At 62.5% G+C, this 19,036-nt stretch carries 17 protein-coding genes; 9 read left to right on the plus strand and 8 right to left on the minus strand.

The genetic code is table 11. From position 1 onward, the window contains the following. Positions 1–68: 68 nt before the first annotated feature. Both AADW23_RS17790 and AADW23_RS17795 read right to left on the minus strand, forming a co-directional pair. Positions 69–413 (minus strand): hypothetical protein, encoded by a 345-nt coding sequence (locus tag AADW23_RS17790; protein WP_341862283.1) that lies wholly within the window; start codon positions 411–413, stop codon positions 69–71. Next, positions 413–1,945, minus strand: coding sequence for an acyl-CoA carboxylase subunit beta (locus AADW23_RS17795; RefSeq protein ID WP_341862284.1), 1,533 nt, complete (start codon positions 1,943–1,945; stop codon positions 413–415). The genes AADW23_RS17790 and AADW23_RS17795 overlap by 1 nt, the downstream gene beginning before the upstream one ends. Positions 1,946–2,123: 178 nt before the next feature. Here AADW23_RS17795 and AADW23_RS17800 point away from each other — a divergent pair, with 178 nt between their 5' ends. The 3 genes from AADW23_RS17800 (at position 2,124) to AADW23_RS17810 (ending at position 5,367) form a co-directional block, all read left to right on the plus strand. After that, positions 2,124–3,341, plus strand: a complete 1,218-nt coding sequence (locus tag AADW23_RS17800) for a multidrug effflux MFS transporter (RefSeq protein WP_341862285.1) — start codon at positions 2,124–2,126, stop codon at positions 3,339–3,341. Between the two features lie 54 nt (positions 3,342–3,395). Continuing rightward, positions 3,396–4,790, plus strand: a complete 1,395-nt coding sequence (locus tag AADW23_RS17805) for a short-chain fatty acyl-CoA regulator family protein (RefSeq protein WP_341862286.1) — start codon at positions 3,396–3,398, stop codon at positions 4,788–4,790. A gap of 112 nt (positions 4,791–4,902) precedes the next feature. Beyond that, positions 4,903–5,367, plus strand: a complete 465-nt coding sequence (locus AADW23_RS17810; RefSeq protein WP_341862287.1) for a carbon monoxide dehydrogenase subunit G — start codon at positions 4,903–4,905, stop codon at positions 5,365–5,367. 19 nt (positions 5,368–5,386) lie between these two features. Here AADW23_RS17810 and AADW23_RS17815 read toward each other — a convergent pair whose 3' ends face one another. After that, positions 5,387–6,328 carry a DMT family transporter gene (locus AADW23_RS17815; RefSeq protein ID WP_341862288.1) on the minus strand — a complete coding sequence of 314 codons (942 nt, stop codon included), beginning with the start codon at positions 6,326–6,328 and terminating at the stop codon, positions 5,387–5,389. A gap of 685 nt (positions 6,329–7,013) precedes the next feature. On the opposite strand from AADW23_RS17815, the gene AADW23_RS17820 reads away from it, so the two are divergent. Continuing rightward, positions 7,014–8,408, plus strand: coding sequence for an autotransporter outer membrane beta-barrel domain-containing protein (locus tag AADW23_RS17820; RefSeq protein ID WP_341862289.1), 1,395 nt, complete (start codon positions 7,014–7,016; stop codon positions 8,406–8,408). A 369-nt stretch (positions 8,409–8,777) separates the two neighbouring features. Here AADW23_RS17820 and AADW23_RS17825 read toward each other — a convergent pair whose 3' ends face one another. Beyond that, entirely contained in the window at positions 8,778–9,548 is a 771-nt protein-coding gene (locus AADW23_RS17825; RefSeq protein WP_341862290.1) for a YebC/PmpR family DNA-binding transcriptional regulator, read from the minus strand. Between the two features lie 135 nt (positions 9,549–9,683). On the opposite strand from AADW23_RS17825, the gene AADW23_RS17830 reads away from it, so the two are divergent. Further along, the gene (locus AADW23_RS17830) at positions 9,684–11,459 is read left to right on the plus strand and encodes an SLC13 family permease (protein ID WP_341862291.1); all 1,776 of its coding nucleotides are present in this window, start codon (positions 9,684–9,686) and stop codon (positions 11,457–11,459) included. 145 nt (positions 11,460–11,604) lie between these two features. Here AADW23_RS17830 and AADW23_RS17835 read toward each other — a convergent pair whose 3' ends face one another. The 4 genes from AADW23_RS17835 to AADW23_RS17850 all read right to left on the minus strand — a co-directional run bounded on the left by AADW23_RS17835 (position 11,605) and on the right by AADW23_RS17850 (position 15,786). Then, positions 11,605–13,386 (minus strand): SLC13 family permease, encoded by a 1,782-nt coding sequence (locus AADW23_RS17835; RefSeq protein ID WP_341862292.1) that lies wholly within the window; start codon positions 13,384–13,386, stop codon positions 11,605–11,607. A 131-nt stretch (positions 13,387–13,517) separates the two neighbouring features. Further along, entirely contained in the window at positions 13,518–13,862 is a 345-nt protein-coding gene (locus AADW23_RS17840) for a hypothetical protein (protein WP_341862293.1), read from the minus strand. A gap of 532 nt (positions 13,863–14,394) precedes the next feature. After that, on the minus strand, positions 14,395–15,198 hold the full coding sequence (locus AADW23_RS17845; RefSeq protein WP_341862294.1) for a TIGR00282 family metallophosphoesterase: 804 nt from the start codon (positions 15,196–15,198) through the stop codon (positions 14,395–14,397). Positions 15,199–15,207: 9 nt separating this feature from the next. After that, positions 15,208–15,786 (minus strand): 5-formyltetrahydrofolate cyclo-ligase, encoded by a 579-nt coding sequence (locus AADW23_RS17850; protein ID WP_341864357.1) that lies wholly within the window; start codon positions 15,784–15,786, stop codon positions 15,208–15,210. Positions 15,787–15,862: 76 nt separating this feature from the next. Between AADW23_RS17850 and AADW23_RS17855 the strand changes: the two genes are divergently transcribed. From AADW23_RS17855 to AADW23_RS17870, 4 genes are all read left to right on the plus strand, one after another. After that, positions 15,863–16,477, plus strand: a complete 615-nt coding sequence (locus tag AADW23_RS17855; RefSeq protein ID WP_341862295.1) for a VOC family protein — start codon at positions 15,863–15,865, stop codon at positions 16,475–16,477. 318 nt (positions 16,478–16,795) lie between these two features. Then, complete coding sequence (locus tag AADW23_RS17860; protein WP_341862296.1) at positions 16,796–17,503, plus strand: molecular chaperone DjiA; 708 nt, start codon at positions 16,796–16,798, stop codon at positions 17,501–17,503. A gap of 1 nt (position 17,504) precedes the next feature. Further along, positions 17,505–18,506, plus strand: a complete 1,002-nt coding sequence (locus AADW23_RS17865) for an endonuclease/exonuclease/phosphatase family protein (RefSeq protein WP_341862297.1) — start codon at positions 17,505–17,507, stop codon at positions 18,504–18,506. Positions 18,507–18,533: 27 nt separating this feature from the next. Continuing rightward, complete coding sequence (locus AADW23_RS17870) at positions 18,534–18,884, plus strand: AAA+ family ATPase (RefSeq protein WP_341862298.1); 351 nt, start codon at positions 18,534–18,536, stop codon at positions 18,882–18,884. The last annotated feature ends 152 nt before the right edge of the window (positions 18,885–19,036 follow it).

The raw sequence follows: 19,036 nt of genomic DNA on the forward strand, positions 1-19,036 counted from the left end.
GCATCCTCCTTTCACGGAAAACACGACGCGCGGCGGTTTGGTTCCCATTGCAGCGTAGTTAAAGGACATCACCGTTTCCTCGCATTGGTGACCCAACGGATGCGCAGGGCGGGATCGTTCAGAATATCCGCGATCTGGGTGCGGGCGCGGTCGGTCACCGGCCCTGCCACCGCACCACCTGCCAGCACGGCCACGCCCCCCGGCTGCGTCGTGACACGCACCGCCGGGCAGAACCCACGCAGACGTTGCAGCTTGCGCCACATATCCTGCCGGATTTGATGGGCGATAAGCGCGCGCACCAGATCATCGCCCGGAAGGAACGTGACCTCGGCCAGATCAAACCGGGCCGTGCGCTGCCGAGACAGGGTTAACGTGTCGCCGTCACGGTCAATATGCCATCCATGCCGGGCCATCAGAGGGGGATGTTGTCGTGCTTTTTCCACGGCAACTTCTGCTCTTTGCGCCGCAGTGATGCAAAGGCGCGGCTGACGCGACGACGGGTGGAATGGGGTTGAATGACCTCGTCGATAAAGCCCCGCTCGGCGGCGACGAAGGGATTGGCGAAACGGTCTTCATATTCCGCCGTATGGGCCGCGATCTTGTCGGCATCCCCAAGGTCGGAACGGTGCAGGATCTCTACCGCGCCCTTGGCGCCCATCACGGCGATCTCAGCCGTGGGCCAAGCGTAATTCACATCGGCTTTCATATGCTTGGAGGCCATCACATCATAGGCGCCGCCATAGGCTTTGCGGGTAATGACCGTCACCAACGGCACCGTCGCCTCGCCGTAAGCGAACAGCAGTTTCGCGCCATGCTTGATGACACCGCCATATTCCTGCGTCGTGCCGGGCAGGAAGCCGGGCACGTCCACGAGGGTCAGGATCGGGATTTCGAAGCAATCACAGAACCGCACGAACCGCGCCGCCTTGCGAGAGCTGTCGATATCCAGAACCCCCGCCAGAACCATCGGCTGGTTCGCCACAACGCCCACGGTCTGGCCTTCCAGACGGATGAAGCCCGTGAGAATGTTGCCGGCAAAATCCTCTTGGATCTCGTAGAAATCGCCCTCATCGGCGAGCTTTTCGATCAGCTCTTTCATGTCATAGGGCTGGTTGGGGTTGTCGGGGATCAGCGTATCAAGGCTGTGCTCGATCCGGTCCGGGCTGTCAAAAAACGGCCGCACTGGCGGCTTTTCACGGTTGGACAGGGGCAGAAAGTCGATCAGGCGGCGCACTTCGCTCAGCGCCTCCACATCGTTTTCGAACGCGCCATCGGCGACGGAGGATTTTTTGGTATGGGTGGCCGCACCGCCCAATTGCTCGGCGGTAACCACCTCATTCGTCACGGTTTTTACCACATCGGGGCCGGTGACGAACATGTAGGACGTGTCCTTCACCATGAAGATGAAGTCGGTCATCGCGGGGGAGTAGACCGCACCACCGGCGCAAGGCCCCATCACCAGCGAGATCTGCGGGATCACGCCAGAGGCTTCGACGTTGCGGCGGAAGATCTCGGCATAAGCGGCAAGGGCATCGACCCCCTCCTGAATCCGCGCCCCGCCCGAGTCGTTGATGCCGACCACAGGTGCACCGTTTTGCACGGCCATATCCATGATCTTGCAGATTTTCTGCCCGTGAGTTTCCGAGACCGAGCCGCCAAGGACGGTGAAATCCTGGCTATAGACGTAAACCTGACGCCCATTCACGGTGCCCCAGCCGGTGATAACACCGTCGCCGGGCGGGCGATTGGCAGCCATGCCGAATTCCGTCGTGCGGTGCGCCACGAACATATCGTATTCTTCGAAAGACCCCTCATCGAGCAGCAGTTCAATCCGCTCACGCGCGGTCAGCTTGCCTTTGGCGTGTTGCGCAGCCACGCGCTTTTCGCCGCCACCTGCCCGCGCCAAGGCGCGTCGCTCGTTAAGCTGTTCCAGAATATCCGTCATGGTGCCTCCCTCTTCGGCTTGGCGCGGAAACTATGCGGATGTGGCCATTTCATCCAGCAAGAACTAGTATATTTGCAAATTACTTTGCCGCCGAGTGATGTGTTTTGCAAATTTGCGAACCCGGTATACATCTGCATACTCTCTGGACCTTCGCAAAAATCCGCAATACGCCAGTGCCATGAGCACGCACCAACCGGCGCGGTTTCTAGACCGCACCACGCCCCCGCACATCTTTACGTTGATCATCATGACCGGCCTTGGCGCCTTGTCGATGAACATTTTCCTGCCGTCGCTACCTGCAATGGCGGATTATTTCGACACCGATTATCGGCTGATGCAGCTATCGGTCTCGCTCTACCTTCTGGTGAACGCCGCGCTTCAGATCATCATTGGGCCGATCTCGGACCGGTTCGGGCGCAGGCCGGTGATCCTGGGGGGCACGGCTCTGTTTATCCTCGCCACCATCGGCTGCCTGCTGGCTTCCAGCATCGAGGTTTTCCTGCTGTTTCGCATGATGCAGGCCGTCATCGTGACCGGCCTTGTGTTGGGCCGGGCGGTGGTGCGCGACATGCATGACGAAGCCGAAGCCGCCTCGAAAATCGGCTATGTGACCATGGGCATGGCCGTGGTGCCCATGATTGGCCCCGGCATTGGCGGCGCGTTGGAGCAATCCATGGGCTGGCAGGCGAATTTCTGGCTGCTTCTGGCCCTTGGCCTGGTCATTCTGGCCCTTGTCTGGGCGGACTTGGGCGAAACGGCAAGGGCCAGCACATCCAGCCTGGCAGAGCAGATCGCGCAATACCCCGAGCTTTTGACCTCGCGCCGTTTCTGGGGCTACTGCTTGACGGCGGCCTTCGCCTCGGGGGCGTTTTTCTCGTACCTTGGGGGGGCGCCCTATGTCGGGTCAGAGGTCTTCCACCTTTCCCCCACACAGGTCGGCATATTCTTTGGCGCGCCCGCAGTGGGGTACTTCTTTGGCAACGGCATATCGGGCCGGTACTCCACCCGCGTCGGCATCAACCCGATGATTTTATGGGGCACTTCGGTGACCGCCACGGGCATGGTGTTGTTGCTGATCCTGTTCCTTTTCGGCCTGCAATCGCCCTTCGTGTTCTTCGGCTTCATGACGACTGTGGGCTTTGGCAACGGCATGGTTTTGCCAAATGCGACCTCGGGCATGTTGTCGGTCCGCCCCCATCTGGCGGGCACGGCATCGGGGCTTGGCGGCGCGATCATGCTGTTCGGCGGCGCGGCGATGTCGGCCTTGGCGGGCGCTATGCTGACCGGCGGCAACGGGGTCTATCCGTTGATTATCATCATGCTGGTCACCTCGCTTTTGGCGGTCGGTTCCGTTGTCTACACAATCCGCAGGCAAGCGCAGGTGACCGAGGGTTGAGCCTTGCCCCAGGCTTTGCAAACCCGCTAACTTAGGGTTGCAAAGGGGATAGGTATGGCCACTCAAAAACTCTACGTCGGCGCCAAGCTGCGCAGTTTGCGCACCGGATTGGGGCTGACCCAAAAAGACTTTGCCGCAAAGCTGGGGATATCCCTGCCCTATCTTAACCAGATGGAGAACAATAACCGCCCTTTGTCCACGGCGGTTCTGATGGGCTTGGCGCAGGATTTTGGCGTTGACGTGACCGAGCTTTCGGCCTCGGACGCGGATCGCATCGTCTCTGATATGCGAGAGGCTCTGGCCGATCCGCTGTTCGCTGAATCCGGGCCGCAGCTGGCCGACCTGCGGCTTGTCTCGGCCAATGCGCCGACCCTGGCCCATGCGTTCCTGAAGCTCCACCGCGCCTATCGCCAGACCCAGGAACGCCTTGCGTCGCTCGATGAGGCTTTGGGCCAACAAAGCAGTGCCACTGCCTCGCCTTGGGAAGAGGTGCGCGATTTTTTCCACTACACGGACAATTACATTGATGCCGTGGATCGCGCAGCAGAACGGTTCGCCACCCGCGCCACGGGCGATCTGGCCGCCCACACGCAGTCGGTTCTGGCCGACATGGGCGTGACCCTGCGCTTCACTGCGGGCAATGGTGTCCGCGCCTATGATCCTGGCACCAAGATCCTGACCCTATCGCCCCAAGCCGCCCCTGAGACACAGCGCTTTCAACTGCTGCACCAATACGCCCTACTGGGGCAGGAGCAGTTGATCGAGGCGACGCTGGATCTTGCCCGGTTCCAATCCGATACCGCCCGCGAGATCGCCCGGATCGGCATGGCCAATTACTTCGCCGGAGCCGTTCTGATGCCCTACACCCGTTTTGCCGAGGCTGCCCGAGACACCCGCCACGATCTGGAGCGTCTGGCCATCACCTTCGGCGCGTCGATCGAACAAATCGCCCACCGCCTGTCCACCCTGCAACGTCCCGGCGCAAAGGGCATTCCGTTCTTCTTTGCCCGTGTCGATCAGGCCGGCACCGTCACCAAACGCCACTCCGCCACGCGGCTGCAATTTGCCCGCTTCGGCGGCGCTTGCCCCCTATGGAACGTGCACCAAGCCTTCGAGGCGCCGGGCCGGTTTCTGCGCCAACTGGCCGAAACTCCCGACGGCGCACGCTATGTGATCCTTGCCCGCGACGTGTCAAAATCCGGCGGCGCATGGGGGCGTCCCACGCGCCGGTACGCGGTGTCCTTGGGCTGCGAGGTGCGCCACGCGGGATCGCTGGTCTATGCCGACGGCCTCGACCTGGACCGCAGCACAGCCTTTCAACCCATCGGCATTTCGTGTCGCATTTGCGAACGTCCCAATTGCCACCAACGCGCCGTACCCCCGTTGGAGAGGCAGTTGGTCGTGAACCCAAACCGACGCGGCACCCTGCCCTACGAAGTCGCCCAATAACGCCTGAGAACAGTTTTTTAGCATTCAGCTATGAATTCTTGCCACGCGCCGGGGCCAAGCCATTGCCAATCCCGACGCGACCCGTAAGCTACAGCCAAATAGGGAGAAAACCATGGAACTTCACGCCAGCCGCCACATCGCCGCCGACCGCCAACAAGTTTGGGAAGCCCTGAACGAGGCCGAGGTTCTGAAGGCTTGCATCCCCGGCTGTGAAGAGCTGACAGGCTCCCCGGAGGAAGGTTTCGAGGCGACCGTGAAGCAAAAGGTCGGCCCGGTGAAAGCGACGTTCAAGGGCGGGGTGACCCTTTCAGATATCGTGCCGGGTGAAAGCTATACCATCACCGGCGAGGGCAAGGGCGGCGTCGCGGGTTTTGCCAAGGGGGGCGCGAAGGTTCATCTGGCCGACCATCCCGAAGGCGGCACCGAGCTGACCTATGACGTCGAAGCCAAGGTCGGCGGCAAGATCGCGCAATTGGGCTCTCGCCTGGTGAACAGCTTTGCCACCAAAATGGCCGATCAGTTCTTTGAGCGGTTTCAAGAGCGGCTGGAAGGCGGCGGCGAAGACGCTTCTGCCTGAGAAAGCCGAAGCCCGCCGCTTACTCTACGCCATCGCCCGCTAAAGCGGCTTCCTTGCGGTGGCGGCGGGCCAAAGCGGTCTCTCGCCATGTGATGAAGCTGACCGACGCGATGATCATCCCGCCCCCTGCGATCACATAGATGTCGGCGGGTTCGCCAAAGACAAACACGCCCAAAGCCGTGGCCCAAACCAACTGCAAGAACGACACCGGCTGTGTCACCGCCAAAGGCGCGGCGCGGAAGGCCAGCGTCATCATGTAGTGGCCCAATGTGGCGAAGAAGGCGCAGAGGAAGAGCCACCCCACATCGCTCCAAGTGACCGGCACCCAGACATACCACGCCAGCGGCGCAAGGATGATCGGCACCACCAGCGACAGGTAGAACACGACCACTTCGGCACTGACCCGCCCCGATGCCAACTTGGCGAGGAAGTAGCTGACCGCCATGGCGACGGCCGTGACCAGCATGGTCACGTGCCCCAGGTCGATCTCTCGGAAACCGGGGCGGATGATAACGAAGGTGCCCACGAAGGCGATGACCACCGCAGCGACGCGGTAGCGGCCAAGACGTTCTCCCAGAAACAGAACCGCCAGCAAGATCACGTAGACCGGGTTGAGGTAGTTGAGCGCGGTGACGTCGGCGATGGGGATGCGGGTCATGGCGAAGAACCACAGGGAAACCGCCAAGGCGTGGGCTGCCCCGCGCCCCAGAAAGATCCCCAACAGGCTCCGGTCCACATTGGCCCGTCGGACCGAGGGCAGCATCGGGATCAGGAAAACGAGGCCGAGGGCGTAGCGCAGGAAGCCTGATTGGATCGCGGGCACGTCGGTGCCCACCATCTTCACCGTCGCTGTCACAGCCACGAAACAGAGGCCGGTGAGGAGCATCCAGAAGATGCCCCACCCGGGGCGGGAGGCGGGCGTGTGGACGAGGGTCGCGGAGGGGGTGGCGGGCGTTTCCATAGGGGGCCAGATGACCACCGGAGCGGAGGGGCTGCAAGGAGATAAGCGGAGGGGGGATTTGGCGGCTCGCGGCGGGTGCTCAAGCTTGAGCACGGGGGTTATGTGTTTGAAATCGTTATGTTGTGGATTTTGTTAACGTTTTGTTAGGGATTTCATTTTTACCCACGTGACGGACGTGCCGTACGGCGCTACGTCGCGATGGATACGGTTTGCTGCAAATCGCGTGAAAGGCGGACAGCGGACGTTTGCTGCGCGGAGCCTGGACGTCTGCTACGCTGACAAAGCACATGAAATTCCAACACAACTCTTAATGTCTGAATTTGTCAGGTTAAGGCCACGGTGAAAAGCACCAAGAACGTAGCTCGGCGGACTGCGTTCTACGCGCTGCAATCATCATAGCGCCCGGACCATTTTCTGGGGACGCGGCGCCGGACGCGCAGGTGAAAGGTCTGGCGATCAGGGTGGCTTGTCGGTGGGTGAGAAGAAGGGCCAGAGATGCGTTTGCCTACTTGTTGTCGCGGGACAGACATCAATCGAACACAACATGTGTCTTGAAGCGCACACAGGCGAAGACATTGAAAACAGGCACTAACGTTTTTGTGGGGCTAGGCGGTTTTTCGCTTATAGGATGAAGTAAATACAAGAGCCGCGCGTCGTGCGAGGCTGCAAATAAAGAGGTGAGCAGATGAGGAATTTGGGGATCGCGGCAGTCTTGGCCGCGTCAACGTCGTTGACCGGAGGCGCGGCGTGGTCGCAAACGGAATTGGTCACCGACATCATTGTGGATGGTACACGTTTCGCGGGCTCTCCAACGTATTACTATAGTGTCACGGAAGTTACGGTTGTAGACGCATCCGTCATATCAGCGGATACTACGCAAAACATTAGCAACGGCTACAACGACACTCATTTTTTGATTAACTACAATCTGTTTGCTGCGAATGCGGATGTAAGTGCTTTGACATTCTCTTCTCCTGCTATTTCAGGTGCTCTAGCCAGCGGGACGGATACCACCAACTCATCTGTTGCGCTTTTGACAGGTCAGGGAATTACCAACGGGCAATATCAGCTGGTCGTTTCGATGAACCACTATGACGGATATTCTTCCCACGAGATCACGGCGATTCTGAACGGGATGATCCTTGGCTGGAGCTTGTCGCAGCAGGCCGAACTTGCAGCTATGCTGTCCGCCTCTGGCGGCGCGGCGCGGCTGATTGTCGTGGACGCGGGCGGAGTGGCGCGTGATCTGGGGCAGGTAAGCCTTGCCACCCGCGACGCCACCGGCGGCTTCGTGCGCGGTTTGGACGGGACGGTAACGGCCTCTACCCAAGGCGCACCCGGCTTGGTGGGCGGCCTTTACACATGGGCGGATGTTACCAGCTTCCGCACCACAGAGACCGGCGGCGGCTCGAACGCGGTTGGAGGGTCTGGCTTTGCCATCGGCGCGGATATCGGCATCGGCCCGGACACGGTCGCGGGCCTATCGCTTGGATTCTCCGAGATTAATGCCAGCGACGGCAGCTTCAGCCAGGATGGGCAGATGACCTATCTGCAACCCTACCTCAGCTACCGCGCAGGCAACTGGCATGGCAACGCGAGCCTGATGTACGGCGTGGGATCGTTCGACCAGACCTCCACCGGGGGCACAGGCACCGCGGATATGACCCTGACGGCGGTGACGTTCGAAGGCGGTTATGACTTTGCGCTGTCCGAAGAGTTTACCCTGACGCCAACCATTGGATTGCTGCACGGTCAGCAGGAGATCGAGGGGACGGGCGGCACGCTGACGACATCCGAGACCTATCAGTTCTCCCAAGGGTCACTGGGGGCACGGATCACCTTCGACGACGCCGATGGGTCGCTTTTTGCGGGTCTCCACGCGGATTACCTGACGCAGGACGCGGGCGTTGTGCTGGTGGAAGATCTGTTGGCGGACGATGGCTGGACGGGCCGGGTTGAGCTGGGTGGCTCCACCGGTCTGGGCAACGGCCTGGGTCTTGCGACCTCGGTCAACCTGAGCGGCTTGGGCGGCGACATGCGCACCATCGCGGGCGCGTTACGCGTGGCATTCACTTTCTGATATCTGCGAATGGTGAAACGATAAGCCGTCCTGTGATGGGGCGGCTTTTTGCGTCGGATCACTGTGAAAGGCCAGTTTTATGGCGCTTTTGGTCAGCACGGGGTCCGCAGGCGTGGCTTGCCTTACGATAGAAAAAGCACTCACTTCGCGCGCCGGCTTTATCTCGATTGAGGGGCCATTGGTGTGCAAAGTGCTTTTGAAAAGGTCGAGATAGTCGTGCGCAAGCGGCCGCAGGAAGATGCGTTAGGTGAGACGACTGGCTGGTTTTGTTACGGTGCCGCCGGTGCAGATTGCAGCATTCGGCCTTTTTGGGTAAAATCGGCCCTTCGCTGCAACCGGGGCGAGTGCCAGCTTTGGCCCCAAAGCCCCCTACTCCGCCCCCAGTTGCGCCATGACCTCATCTGAGATTTCGAAGTTGGCCGTCACCGTCTGGACGTCGTCGTCTTCTTCCAGCGCTTCGATGAGTTTCATCAGTTTTTGCGCGTCTTCCAGGCCCAGTTCGGTCGTGGTGGTCGGGCGCCAGACCAGTTTGGTGGACTCGGACTCGCCCAGTTCGGCCTCCAGCGCGTTTGAGACCTCGTGCAGGTCGGTGTCGGCGCACCAGATGACGTGGTTGCCCGGATCCTCATCACCGTCGCCCTCGTTGGTTTCCACGTCTTCGGCACCGGCCTCGATGGCGGCCATCATGACGGTGTCGGCATCGCCCACGGAGAGCGGGTAGGTCACCTGGCCCTTGCGGTCGAACATGAAGCCGACGGAGCCGGTCTCGCCCAGGTTGCCGCCGTTCTTGGTGAAGGTGGAGCGCACGGTGGAGGCGGTGCGGTTCTTGTTGTCGGTCATCGTTTCCACAATGACAGCGACGCCGGAGGGGCCGTAGCCCTCATACCGGATCTCGTCATAGTTCTCGGCGTCGCCGCCAGTGGCCTTGGAGATTGCCCGTTCAATCACGTCCTTGGGGACGGAGACGGATTTCGCCTCTTTCACGGCTAGGCGCAGGCGGGGGTTCTTGTCGGGGTCCGGGTCGCCCATCTTGGCTGCCACGGTGATTTCCTTGGACATCTTCGAGAACACCTTCGCGCGCAGCTTGTCCTGCCGCCCCTTACGGTGTTGGATGTTTGCCCATTTTGAGTGGCCTGCCATGGGTCGCTCCCGCCTTTATGAATAACCTGTCGGAGGCCCATATAGGGCACGAGCCCCCTCCCGCGCAATGGCCCCTGCCCTTTGCCGCCCCGCTATCCGCGTGACGCGGCGCGGCAGCCCCGCTAATGTTGGCCCATGACGACAGATCAAATCATCCTCTTCTCGCTTTTCGGAGCCGTCTTCGCCCTGCTGCTATGGGGCCGTTTCCGCTATGACGTGGTGGCCTTCTCGGCGCTGATGGTGGGGACGGTTCTGGGGGTTGTCCCGGCCTCGGACGCGTTCGCGGGCTTTGGCCATCCGGCGACGCTGGTGGTGGCGCTGGTGCTGGTGGTGTCGGCGGGGCTGGTACGCTCGGGCGCGGTGTTCCTGATTACCCGCACGCTGGTGGATGCGGGGCGGTCGCTGGGGGCGCATATCACCATCATGGGGGCGGTCGGCGGCGTGTTGTCGGCGTTCATGAACAACGTCGCGGCTTTGGCGCTGTTGATGCCGGTGGACATTGCCACGGCGCGCAAGGCGGGGCGCTCTCCGGGGCTGTCGCTGATGCCCCTGTCGTTCTGCACCATCCTGGGCGGCATGGTCACGCTGATCGGCACACCGCCCAACATCATCATCGCCACGATCCGTGAAGACCAGTTGGGCGCGCCCTTTCGCATGTTCGATTTCGCCCCCGTCGGCGGTGTTGCGGCCATCGCGGGCCTCGCCTTCGTGGCGCTGATTGGCTGGCGCCTGATCCCCAACCGTGACAGCGGCGTGGGCAAGGCAGAGGTGGAGGATCTGTCCCCCTATATCGCCGAGTTGCGCCTGCCCGAGGACTCGAAGCTGAACGACACCAGCCTGCGCGACCTGGAGGATGCCGCGGCGGAGGCGGATGTGGTCATCATCGGCATCCTGCGCGACGGCAAGCGCCGCTTTGGAACGGGCCGGAACCTGACCTTGAAGGACGGCGACATCCTGGTGCTGGAGGCTTCACCGGAAGCCCTGGACGAATTCCGCGTCGGCCAAAGCCTGGAGACCGCCGGCAGCGACACCGGTGCCGCGAAAATCGCCGGGGACAGCGTCAGCTTCGTGGAGATGGCGGTGCCGGAGGATGCGCGCATCGTCGGCAAGACCGCGCAGAGCATCGGCCTGTCGTGGCGCCAGCGCACCACGCTGATGGGGATCAAGCGGCGCGGCACGAAGATCACCAAGCGCCTGCGCCAGACCCCTGTCGAGCCGGGCGACATCCTCCTGCTCCTCGCGCCTTCCGACAGTGCCGATGACGTGGTCAAATGGCTCGGCGGCCTGACCCTGGCGGACCGCGGCCTCACCGTCACCAACGATAGCAAGACATGGGCCGCCATCGGCCTCTTTGCCGCCGCCGTCATCGCGGCGTCCCTTGGCATCGTCTACCTGCCCATCGCCCTTGGCATCGTCGCGGTGGGCTACGTCCTGCTGAAGATCCTGCCCCTGTCCGAGATCTACGACCACATCGAATGGCCCGTCGTGGTGCTTCTGGGCTCGATGATCCCCCTCGGCGCGGCACTCGATAGCTCCGGCGGCACCGAGCTTATCGCGGGCTCCCTCGTCAGCCTCACCCAGGGAATGCCCGCCTGGGCGATCCTCACCGTTCTGATGGTCGTCACCATGACCATGTCCGACGTGCTCAACAACACCGCCACCGCCATCGTCGCGGCCCCCGTTGGCATCACCATGGCCCAGTCGCTCGGCGTCTCCCCCGATCCCTTCCTGATGGCCGTTGCCGTCGCCGCCTCCGCCGCCTTCCTCACGCCGATTGGCCACAAGAACAACACGCTGATCCTCGGCCCCGGCGGCTATGGCTTCGGCGACTACTGGCGCATGGGCCTGCCTCTGGAAATCATCGTGGTCGCCGTCTCCATCCCCACGATCCTCGTCGTCTGGCCTCTCTGACAACCACACCAATCGCGGCCCCCCCTTCATCTTGGCAAGTACACCTCTGGGGGTCGCGCCTCCTTCAGGAGGCGCCTAAGGGGGCTAGCCCCCTTCTTGAAAATCGAATGCAGCTTTAGCTGCTCAAGTCTTCAAATGCCTCATCCTACAGCGGCCAGATCAGCGGGATCGTCAGGCAGACGACCACCCCCAGCGACAGGTTCAACGGCACGCCGACCTTCAGGAAATCGCTGAACGCATAGCCGCCGGGGCCGTAGACCAGCATATTCGTCTGATAGCCAATCGGCGTTGCAAAACAGGCGGACGCCGCGATCATCACCGCGACCACCAGGGGCCTTGGGTCGACGCCCGTGGCCTGGGCCAGGGCAATCGCGATCGGGGCCATGATCACCGCAATCGCATTATTCGACACCAGTTCCGTCAGCACCGTTGTGATGTAATACACCGCAAACAACAGCACCCATGTGGGGGCGCCCTCCAACCACGGGGCCATCGCCCCTACAATCAGGTTGATCCCGCCCGTGTGATCCAAGGCTGCGCCCACGGCGAGCATGGCGAAGATCAGCGCCAGCAAGCGGCCCTCGATGAAGCTGAACGCCTCCTCCGCGTCGATGCACCCGGTCAGCAGCACAACCGCCACGGCCACCACGGCCAGCGCCAGGATCGGGGCCACGTTCAAAGCGGCCAGCACAACGATCCCCGCCATGGCGGCAATGGCAATCGGGGATTTCTCGCGACGGTATGCGCGCTCTGAGGGATGCGTGACGGCGACCAAATCCATATCCGCGGCCAAGCGTTGAATATCCGCCGGGTCCCCTTCAAGCAGCAGCGTATCCCCGATCCTTACAACCAGATCGTCCAATTGCGAGCCGATGTTCTGGTTCCGCCGATGCACTGCCAGCGGATACACCCCGTAGCGCCGTCGCAAACGCAGGTTCCCCAGGGACCGGCCGATCATCTTGCATCCCGGTGTGATCAGCACCTCGACCGTGGCCGTGGCCACCTGGCTCAGCTTATCGACTGTTTTCAGCTCTTTGGAGGCCTGAAGCCCCAACACCTCGGCCATATCCGTGCGCAGCACGACGCGGTCCCCCTTTTCCAAGGTCACCGCCTTCATATCGCGCCGCAAAGAGGCATCGCCGCGCAGAACGTCGATCAGGCGCACGCCGTCGCGGCGGAACAGGTCCACGTCTTGCGCCGCCTGCCCGATCAGGGCTGAATCTTCTGGCACCGCCACCTCGGTAAAAAACTTCGGCCGAGAGCTTCTGCCCCCCAGAAGCGACGCCATCGACGCCCGGTCCGGCAGCAAGAACCGCCCGATGAGCGTCAGGTAGATCATCCCCCACGCCACCACGACCAAGCCGATGGGCGTGACCTCGAATATGGTAAATGGCGCCAGCCCCTGCGCCCGTGCCACCCCGTCCACCAACAGGTTGGTGGAGGTACCAATCAGCGTAAGCGTGCCGCCCATGATTGCCGCATAGGACAGCGGGATCAGGAACTTGGACGGGGGTTTTCCGAGGATCTTCGAGATCTGAACAAAGACCGGGATCATGATGACCACAATGGGCGTGTTGTTCATGAACGCCGACCCCACCGCCACGAATGCCAGCAAACTGGCCACCGCAACGGCGGGCCTTGCCTTGGCATTGGCCTCGGCGAACTTGGTCAGCCGGTCCAGCGATCCGGTGCGCACCAAGGCCCCCATGACGATGAACATCGCCGCGATGGTCCAGGGCGCCGGGTTGGACAGCACATCAATCGCATTGTCATAGGGCAGCAGGCCCAAGATCAACAACACCGCGCAACCGCCGATGGCGACAACTTCCGTGGGCCAGCGTTCCCACAGGAACATGGCGAACATGATCAGCAGGATCGCGAGGGTGACGAGGCCCTCACCGGTGTCGGATAGCGGAAGATTGACCATGGAACTCCGGATCAGGCGGAATGCCTCGGGCTCCATCTTTGTCGCAGTGACGCCGGGGCTGCAACACAAATGCCCCGCCGATGGAGCGTCGGCGGGGCATTGAGGGAATGATGTGAATGGATAGGGCCGGATCAGTTGCTGATCGCGCTCAGTGGCAGGCCGGTCACGGTACAGGCCCAAGAGCCGGTCGCGTCACCCTCGACGCCGATGCCCAGGGTCGAAGCACCGCCGCCACCACCGGCCTGAGGCGTCTGGTTGCACTGGATGTTGCCGCGCAGCGCGGTGTTCCAATCGGCGCTACCATAAAGGCGCGTGCCCTCGATGATCCAGGCGCGAACCGAGTTCTGGGTGGCCTCCACTTGCGAATTGCCGAAGCCGATGCCGGTCACCAACTCGACCGATTGCTGTGCCACGGCAGGCACGGTTGTGGCGGCAAGGGCCAGGGCAAGGATGGGGGCTTTGAAAGACGTAAACATGAGAAAATCCTCAGTAAATGAACGGAATATAGGCCGAAGGGGTTCCGGCCACGGCATTTGGGAACCGATGCCAAAGTTATAGGTCGTGCAGAGTGGTTCGAACAACGCGGGATTTCCGTAGGGTCAACTTGGCCAAGAATATGAGCGCGAGATCCGTCGCGGCTGAGCCAGAAGCCCCCCCAGAAGCATCAGCGCCAAGGCGGCCCGGATCCTGGTGGCGTAGCTATCGCCCGGCATCGGCCGCAACCACAGACTGCCGAGACCGGTCACGGTGAAAGCGGCGCCCGACAGCGCCTCCCCCAGCCCGTGCCAGCCCGTGCGGGGGGGATAGGCTGGCGACGAAGATCGAGGCGCCCGGAAGGGCCTGCCCCGGAACGGGTCAAACACCAACAGCCCCCCCGTCTTGGCAGTGGAAGACCAGAAGATGATGCCGACATCGCGATCCCCTGCGGCGACGGTGATCCTGGAGGCGGTATGGTGAGGCCCCGAAGCGCCCCCATTCAGATCAGCAGAACGAGGGGCATAGCCCGCCTCAAGGGGTGCTGCTTTGCAGGCGCCCGCCCTCTCGGATCGGGGTAATCGTCTTGGCGTGGCCGGTCTGGTCATCGGTTTCGACCAAGACGCCAGAAAGTGTCGCCTCGCCGGTGGCCGGGCTGAAGCGGTCCTTGGGCATGCCGGTGATAAAGCGGCGCAGAGGCTCGGCCTTTTCCATCCCGATGACCGAGTTGTAATCGCCGCACATGCCCGCATCGGTCATATAGCCGGTGCCGCCGGGCAGGATCATCGCGTCGCCCGTGGGCACATGGGTATGGGTGCCCACCACAAGGCTGGCTCGCCCATCGCAGAAGTGACCGATCGCCATTTTCTCGGACGTGGCCTCGGCGTGGATGTCAATGATGCGCACTTTCGCCTGCCCGCCCAGGGTCTTCAACGCGCCCTCAAGGGCCGAGAACGGATCATCGAACGGGCGTTTCATGAACACCTGCCCCAGCGCCTGCGCCACCAGAACCTTGCGCCCTTTCACGTCAAACAGGCGCGCCCCTTTGCCCGGCGCCGATTTGGAGAAGTTCAGCGGGCGGATGATACGCGGCTCATGCTCGATGAACTGCAGCATATCCTTCTGGTCAAAGGCATGATCGCCCAAGGTCAGGCAATCGGCCCCGGCATCCAGCAGGGTCTTTGCATGGGCGCCCGACAGCCCCATGCCAGAGGTCGCATTTTCGCCGTTCACCACCACGAAATCGAGCTTCCAGTCCGCCCGGAGCCCCGCCAACCGTTGAGTGATCGCCGCACGTCCCGCGCGGCCCATGACATCGCCAAGATAAAGAATACGCATCCGAAGGGCTTAGGCCCGCGCGGGCTCGGCGGCAAGGGGGCCGTTCTCGGTAATCAGCACATCGAGCGGCTGATCCGTGGGTTCCTGCGGCACATCGGGCAGCATTTGCGCGGCAAAAGCAAAGCCGATGGCCCGCGTGGGGGCGGCGGCGCGAAGCTGTTCCAGCGTGCGATCATAGAAGCCGCCGCCATAGCCCAAGCGGTTCAGCCGCGCGTCAAAGGCCACCAGCGGCACGATCAGCGTGTCAGGCGTCAACCAATCGCCCTCGGCCGGGACCGACGCGCCGAATGCACCGGGGATCATCGCGGTTGTGGGCGTCCATTCCTGAAACGCCAGAGGCTGGCCGTTCGCCTTGATGATCGGCACACAGATGCGGGCACCGGCCCCGTGCAGCGCCGCCATGGCGGGCAGCGGCGAAAGCTCGGTCCGCATCGCCATATAGCCCGCGATAATGCGCCCCTCGGCCGGGCCGATGGCGGCCAGAAGATGCGCTGTCGCCGAAGGCACGGTGGCCGTGGCCTTGGCGTGGGCGGCTTTGCGGGCGGCGAAGGCAGCGGCGCGCGCAGTGGCTTTGAGGTCCTGGATCATGGGGGCATCAGACGCCAAGGGCGGCGCAAGTGCTAGGTGCTTTCCGACGCCGGGCGCATCGGTTACGACTAGGCCCATGCTGACCTTCGATCATATCGCGGTCTCTGCCGAGACCTTGCCCCGTGGCGTCACAGACGTCGAAGCCGCCCTTGGCCAACCGCTGCTTCCCGGTGGCGAGCACCCCGACATGGGCACCCACAATCGCCTGTTGTCCTTTGGGCCGGAAGAATATTTCGAGGTGATCGCCGTCAATCCCGAGGCCCCGGGGCCAGACCAGCCGCGCTGGTTCAACCTTGATAATTTCAAGGGCCAGACGCGGGTGACGAACTGGATCTGCCGCTGCCCCGATATCGAGGCCGCGATTGCCGCCGCGCCCGAAGGTGTTGGCGTTCCGTGGCGGTTGCAGCGCGGGGATTTGCGCTGGTCCATGGCGGTGCCCAAGGACGGGAAGCTGCCGTTTGAGGGGCTGTTTCCGGCGCTGATCCAATGGCACGGGGACGCGCACCCGGCCCCCTTGCTGCAAGATAGCGGCGTGCGGCTGAAGGAATTGCGGCTGCATTCCCCCGACGCGGACGCCCTTCGGGCGGCGCTCGGGCCGCTCCTCCGTGACGCACGCGTCATCGTCCTCGCCGCTGAAACGGCCCGAATAGAGGCGCTGTTGAGCACGCCGTCGGGCGACGTGAGCTTGTGATGGAACGGGCCCGTGCCAGCGGCGCGGCGGCGGTTCTGGCCCTGTGAAACACGCGAGAGCGGCGGCAAACCCATCCCTTGTCGCGTGAATGACGGGTGAAAACCGGGCGGGCGTCTTTTTCACCGGGTACTGGGGTTTGAGCAGGTCGGAGACATCCCGCAGCAGGGGCCAGGTTCGGGCGGTTTGTGGACCTCATCTTAATGGTTGAGCTGCTTTGACAGGCAAGTCCGTGTGAAAGACGGGCAAATCCGTGTGAAATCATTGTGAACATGCGCTTTTGCTCTGCCGCTTTCGGGTTGCTGCGGGTAAACTGGGCCCATGTCACTGTGGACCCGCATATCCGAGGCGCTGGAGGCCCTACGCCAAGGTGAAAGCCTGTCGGAGGTCTTTGAGCGCCTGCGCACCCCGCCTGAGCGCACGGTGGCCTTCACCATTGCCGTCATCGCGCTGTCGGCCAAGATGGCCAAGGCCGACGGGCTGGTGACCCGCGACGAGGTGACCGCCTTTCGCCGCGTGTTCCACATCCCCCCCGAAGATGAACCCGCCGCGGCGCGGGTCTTCAACATGGCACGCGAAGACGTGGCGGGGTTTGAGCACTACGCCAGCCGGATCGCAGGCATGTTCCGGGTCGAGGGCAAACCCTGCGGCGCCGACAGCGTGTTGTGCGACCTGATGGAGGGTTTGTTCCACATCGCCACCGCCGATGGCGATTACCACCCGGCGGAAGACGCGTTCCTGGCCCGTGTGGCCGAGATCTTCGGGATGGATGACATCGCCTTCCGCCGCCTGCGCGCGCAGCATGTGCCGGACATGGCGCCCGATCCTTACAGCGTTCTGGGGGTGGCAACCGATGCGCCCCTTGATGAAATTCAAGCGATCTACCGGGCCGAGGTGCGCCAGATGCACCCCGATCAGATGATTGCGCGGGGCGTGCCGGAAGAGGCCGTGAAGATGGCCGAACGGCGGATGCAGGCGATTAACCAAGCGTGGGACGAGATTCAGGACAGCCGCCGAGAAATGGCCTGAGATGCGCATTGCGACCTACAATGTGGAATGGTTCTTCAAGCTGTTTGACGACGCGGGGACCTTGTTGCGCGATGACGGCTGGTCGGGGCGCTGGAACGTCACACGGGCCGCCCAGATCGACGCTTTGGCCCGCGTGTTTCAGGCGCTCGACGCCGATGCGATTCTGGTGGTGGAGGCCCCGGACACCAGTCGAGGGCGCGATGGGACGGTGGCGTTACGCAACTTCGCGGTCCATGCAGGGCTTCGTGCACGTGACGCCTTAATGGGGTTTCCCAATACGACGCAGCAGGAATTGATGCTGCTTTATGATCCCGATGTCATCACCGCCCGCCATGATCCCCTGACCACGGGCGCACCGCAGTTTGATGGCGAATTCGCGATTGATCTGGATATCGACGCGACCGAAGATCTCGTGCGGTTCTCGAAGCCGCCGCTGGAGGCCGCGCTGGAAACGCCTGTGGGGCCGCTGCGGCTGATTGGCGCCCATGTGAAATCCAAGGCCCCCCACGGGGCGGTGACCGATGCCGATGTCATGCGGCTGGCGATTGCCAACCGGCGCAAGCAATTGGCCCAATGCATCTGGCTCCGCCGCCGGGTGGCGGCGCATCTGGACGCGGGCGAGGCGCTGATCGTGGCCGGAGACCTGAACGACGGGCCGGGGCTGGATGAATATGAGGCGCTGTTTGGGAGATCGGGGCTGGAGATTGTGCTGGGGACAGCAGAGCCCGCGGAGCGGCGGCTGTATGACCCCCACGCGGCCGAAGCATTACAGTCGAAACTGTCCGCCGCGCCCACGACCGCACGGTTTTTCAAGCGCCATGAAAACCGGTATCTACAGGCGCTGCTGGATTACATCATGGTGTCGCCCGCGTTGCGGCCTCGGGCGGATAAGTGGCGGATTTGGCACCCGTTTGATGATCCCGAGTGTTGGGAGCGAAAGGATTTGCACGGGGCGTTATTGACGGCGTCCGATCATTTCCCCGTAACGCTCGACTTGATCTGAGGGGGGACCTGCCCCCATGTTGGTCCTATGAAACACGCAGTCTCCGTAGGGATTTTGGCTGGCGCGCTCGCGATTGCAGCACCCGCAGCCGCACAAGATGACAGTGATTTGAGCGAGGGTCTTGGCCTGTTGGGCGAAGGGACTCGGCTGATATTCGAGGGGTTTATGGAAGAGATGCGCCCGATGCTGGAAGAGGCGCGGCCGTATTTTGAGGATGAAGTGCTGCCGTTCCTGAACCGGATGGGCGAGTTGATGGACGATGTGACCTCGTACGAGTTGCCCGAGCGTCTGCCCAATGGCGATATCATTATCCGCCGGTCCCCTGATGCGCCTGAGTTTGTGCCTGAGGTGGGTGACGACGGAGAGGTCGAGCTATAGGCGCCGCTACGCGCCGCAAGGGGGCGCGGCCCCCTTGGCGGTTTTCCCAAGGAAAACACGCCTACCCCCGCGATATTTGAGAAAAGATGAAGGGGCGGGTTGAGACCTTGGCCGCGCGGGCGCATATCTGTGGCGACGCCTGTTTTTAAGAG

The sequence above is a fragment of the Gymnodinialimonas sp. 57CJ19 genome, from assembly GCF_038396845.1.
Classification (GTDB): domain Bacteria; phylum Pseudomonadota; class Alphaproteobacteria; order Rhodobacterales; family Rhodobacteraceae; genus Gymnodinialimonas.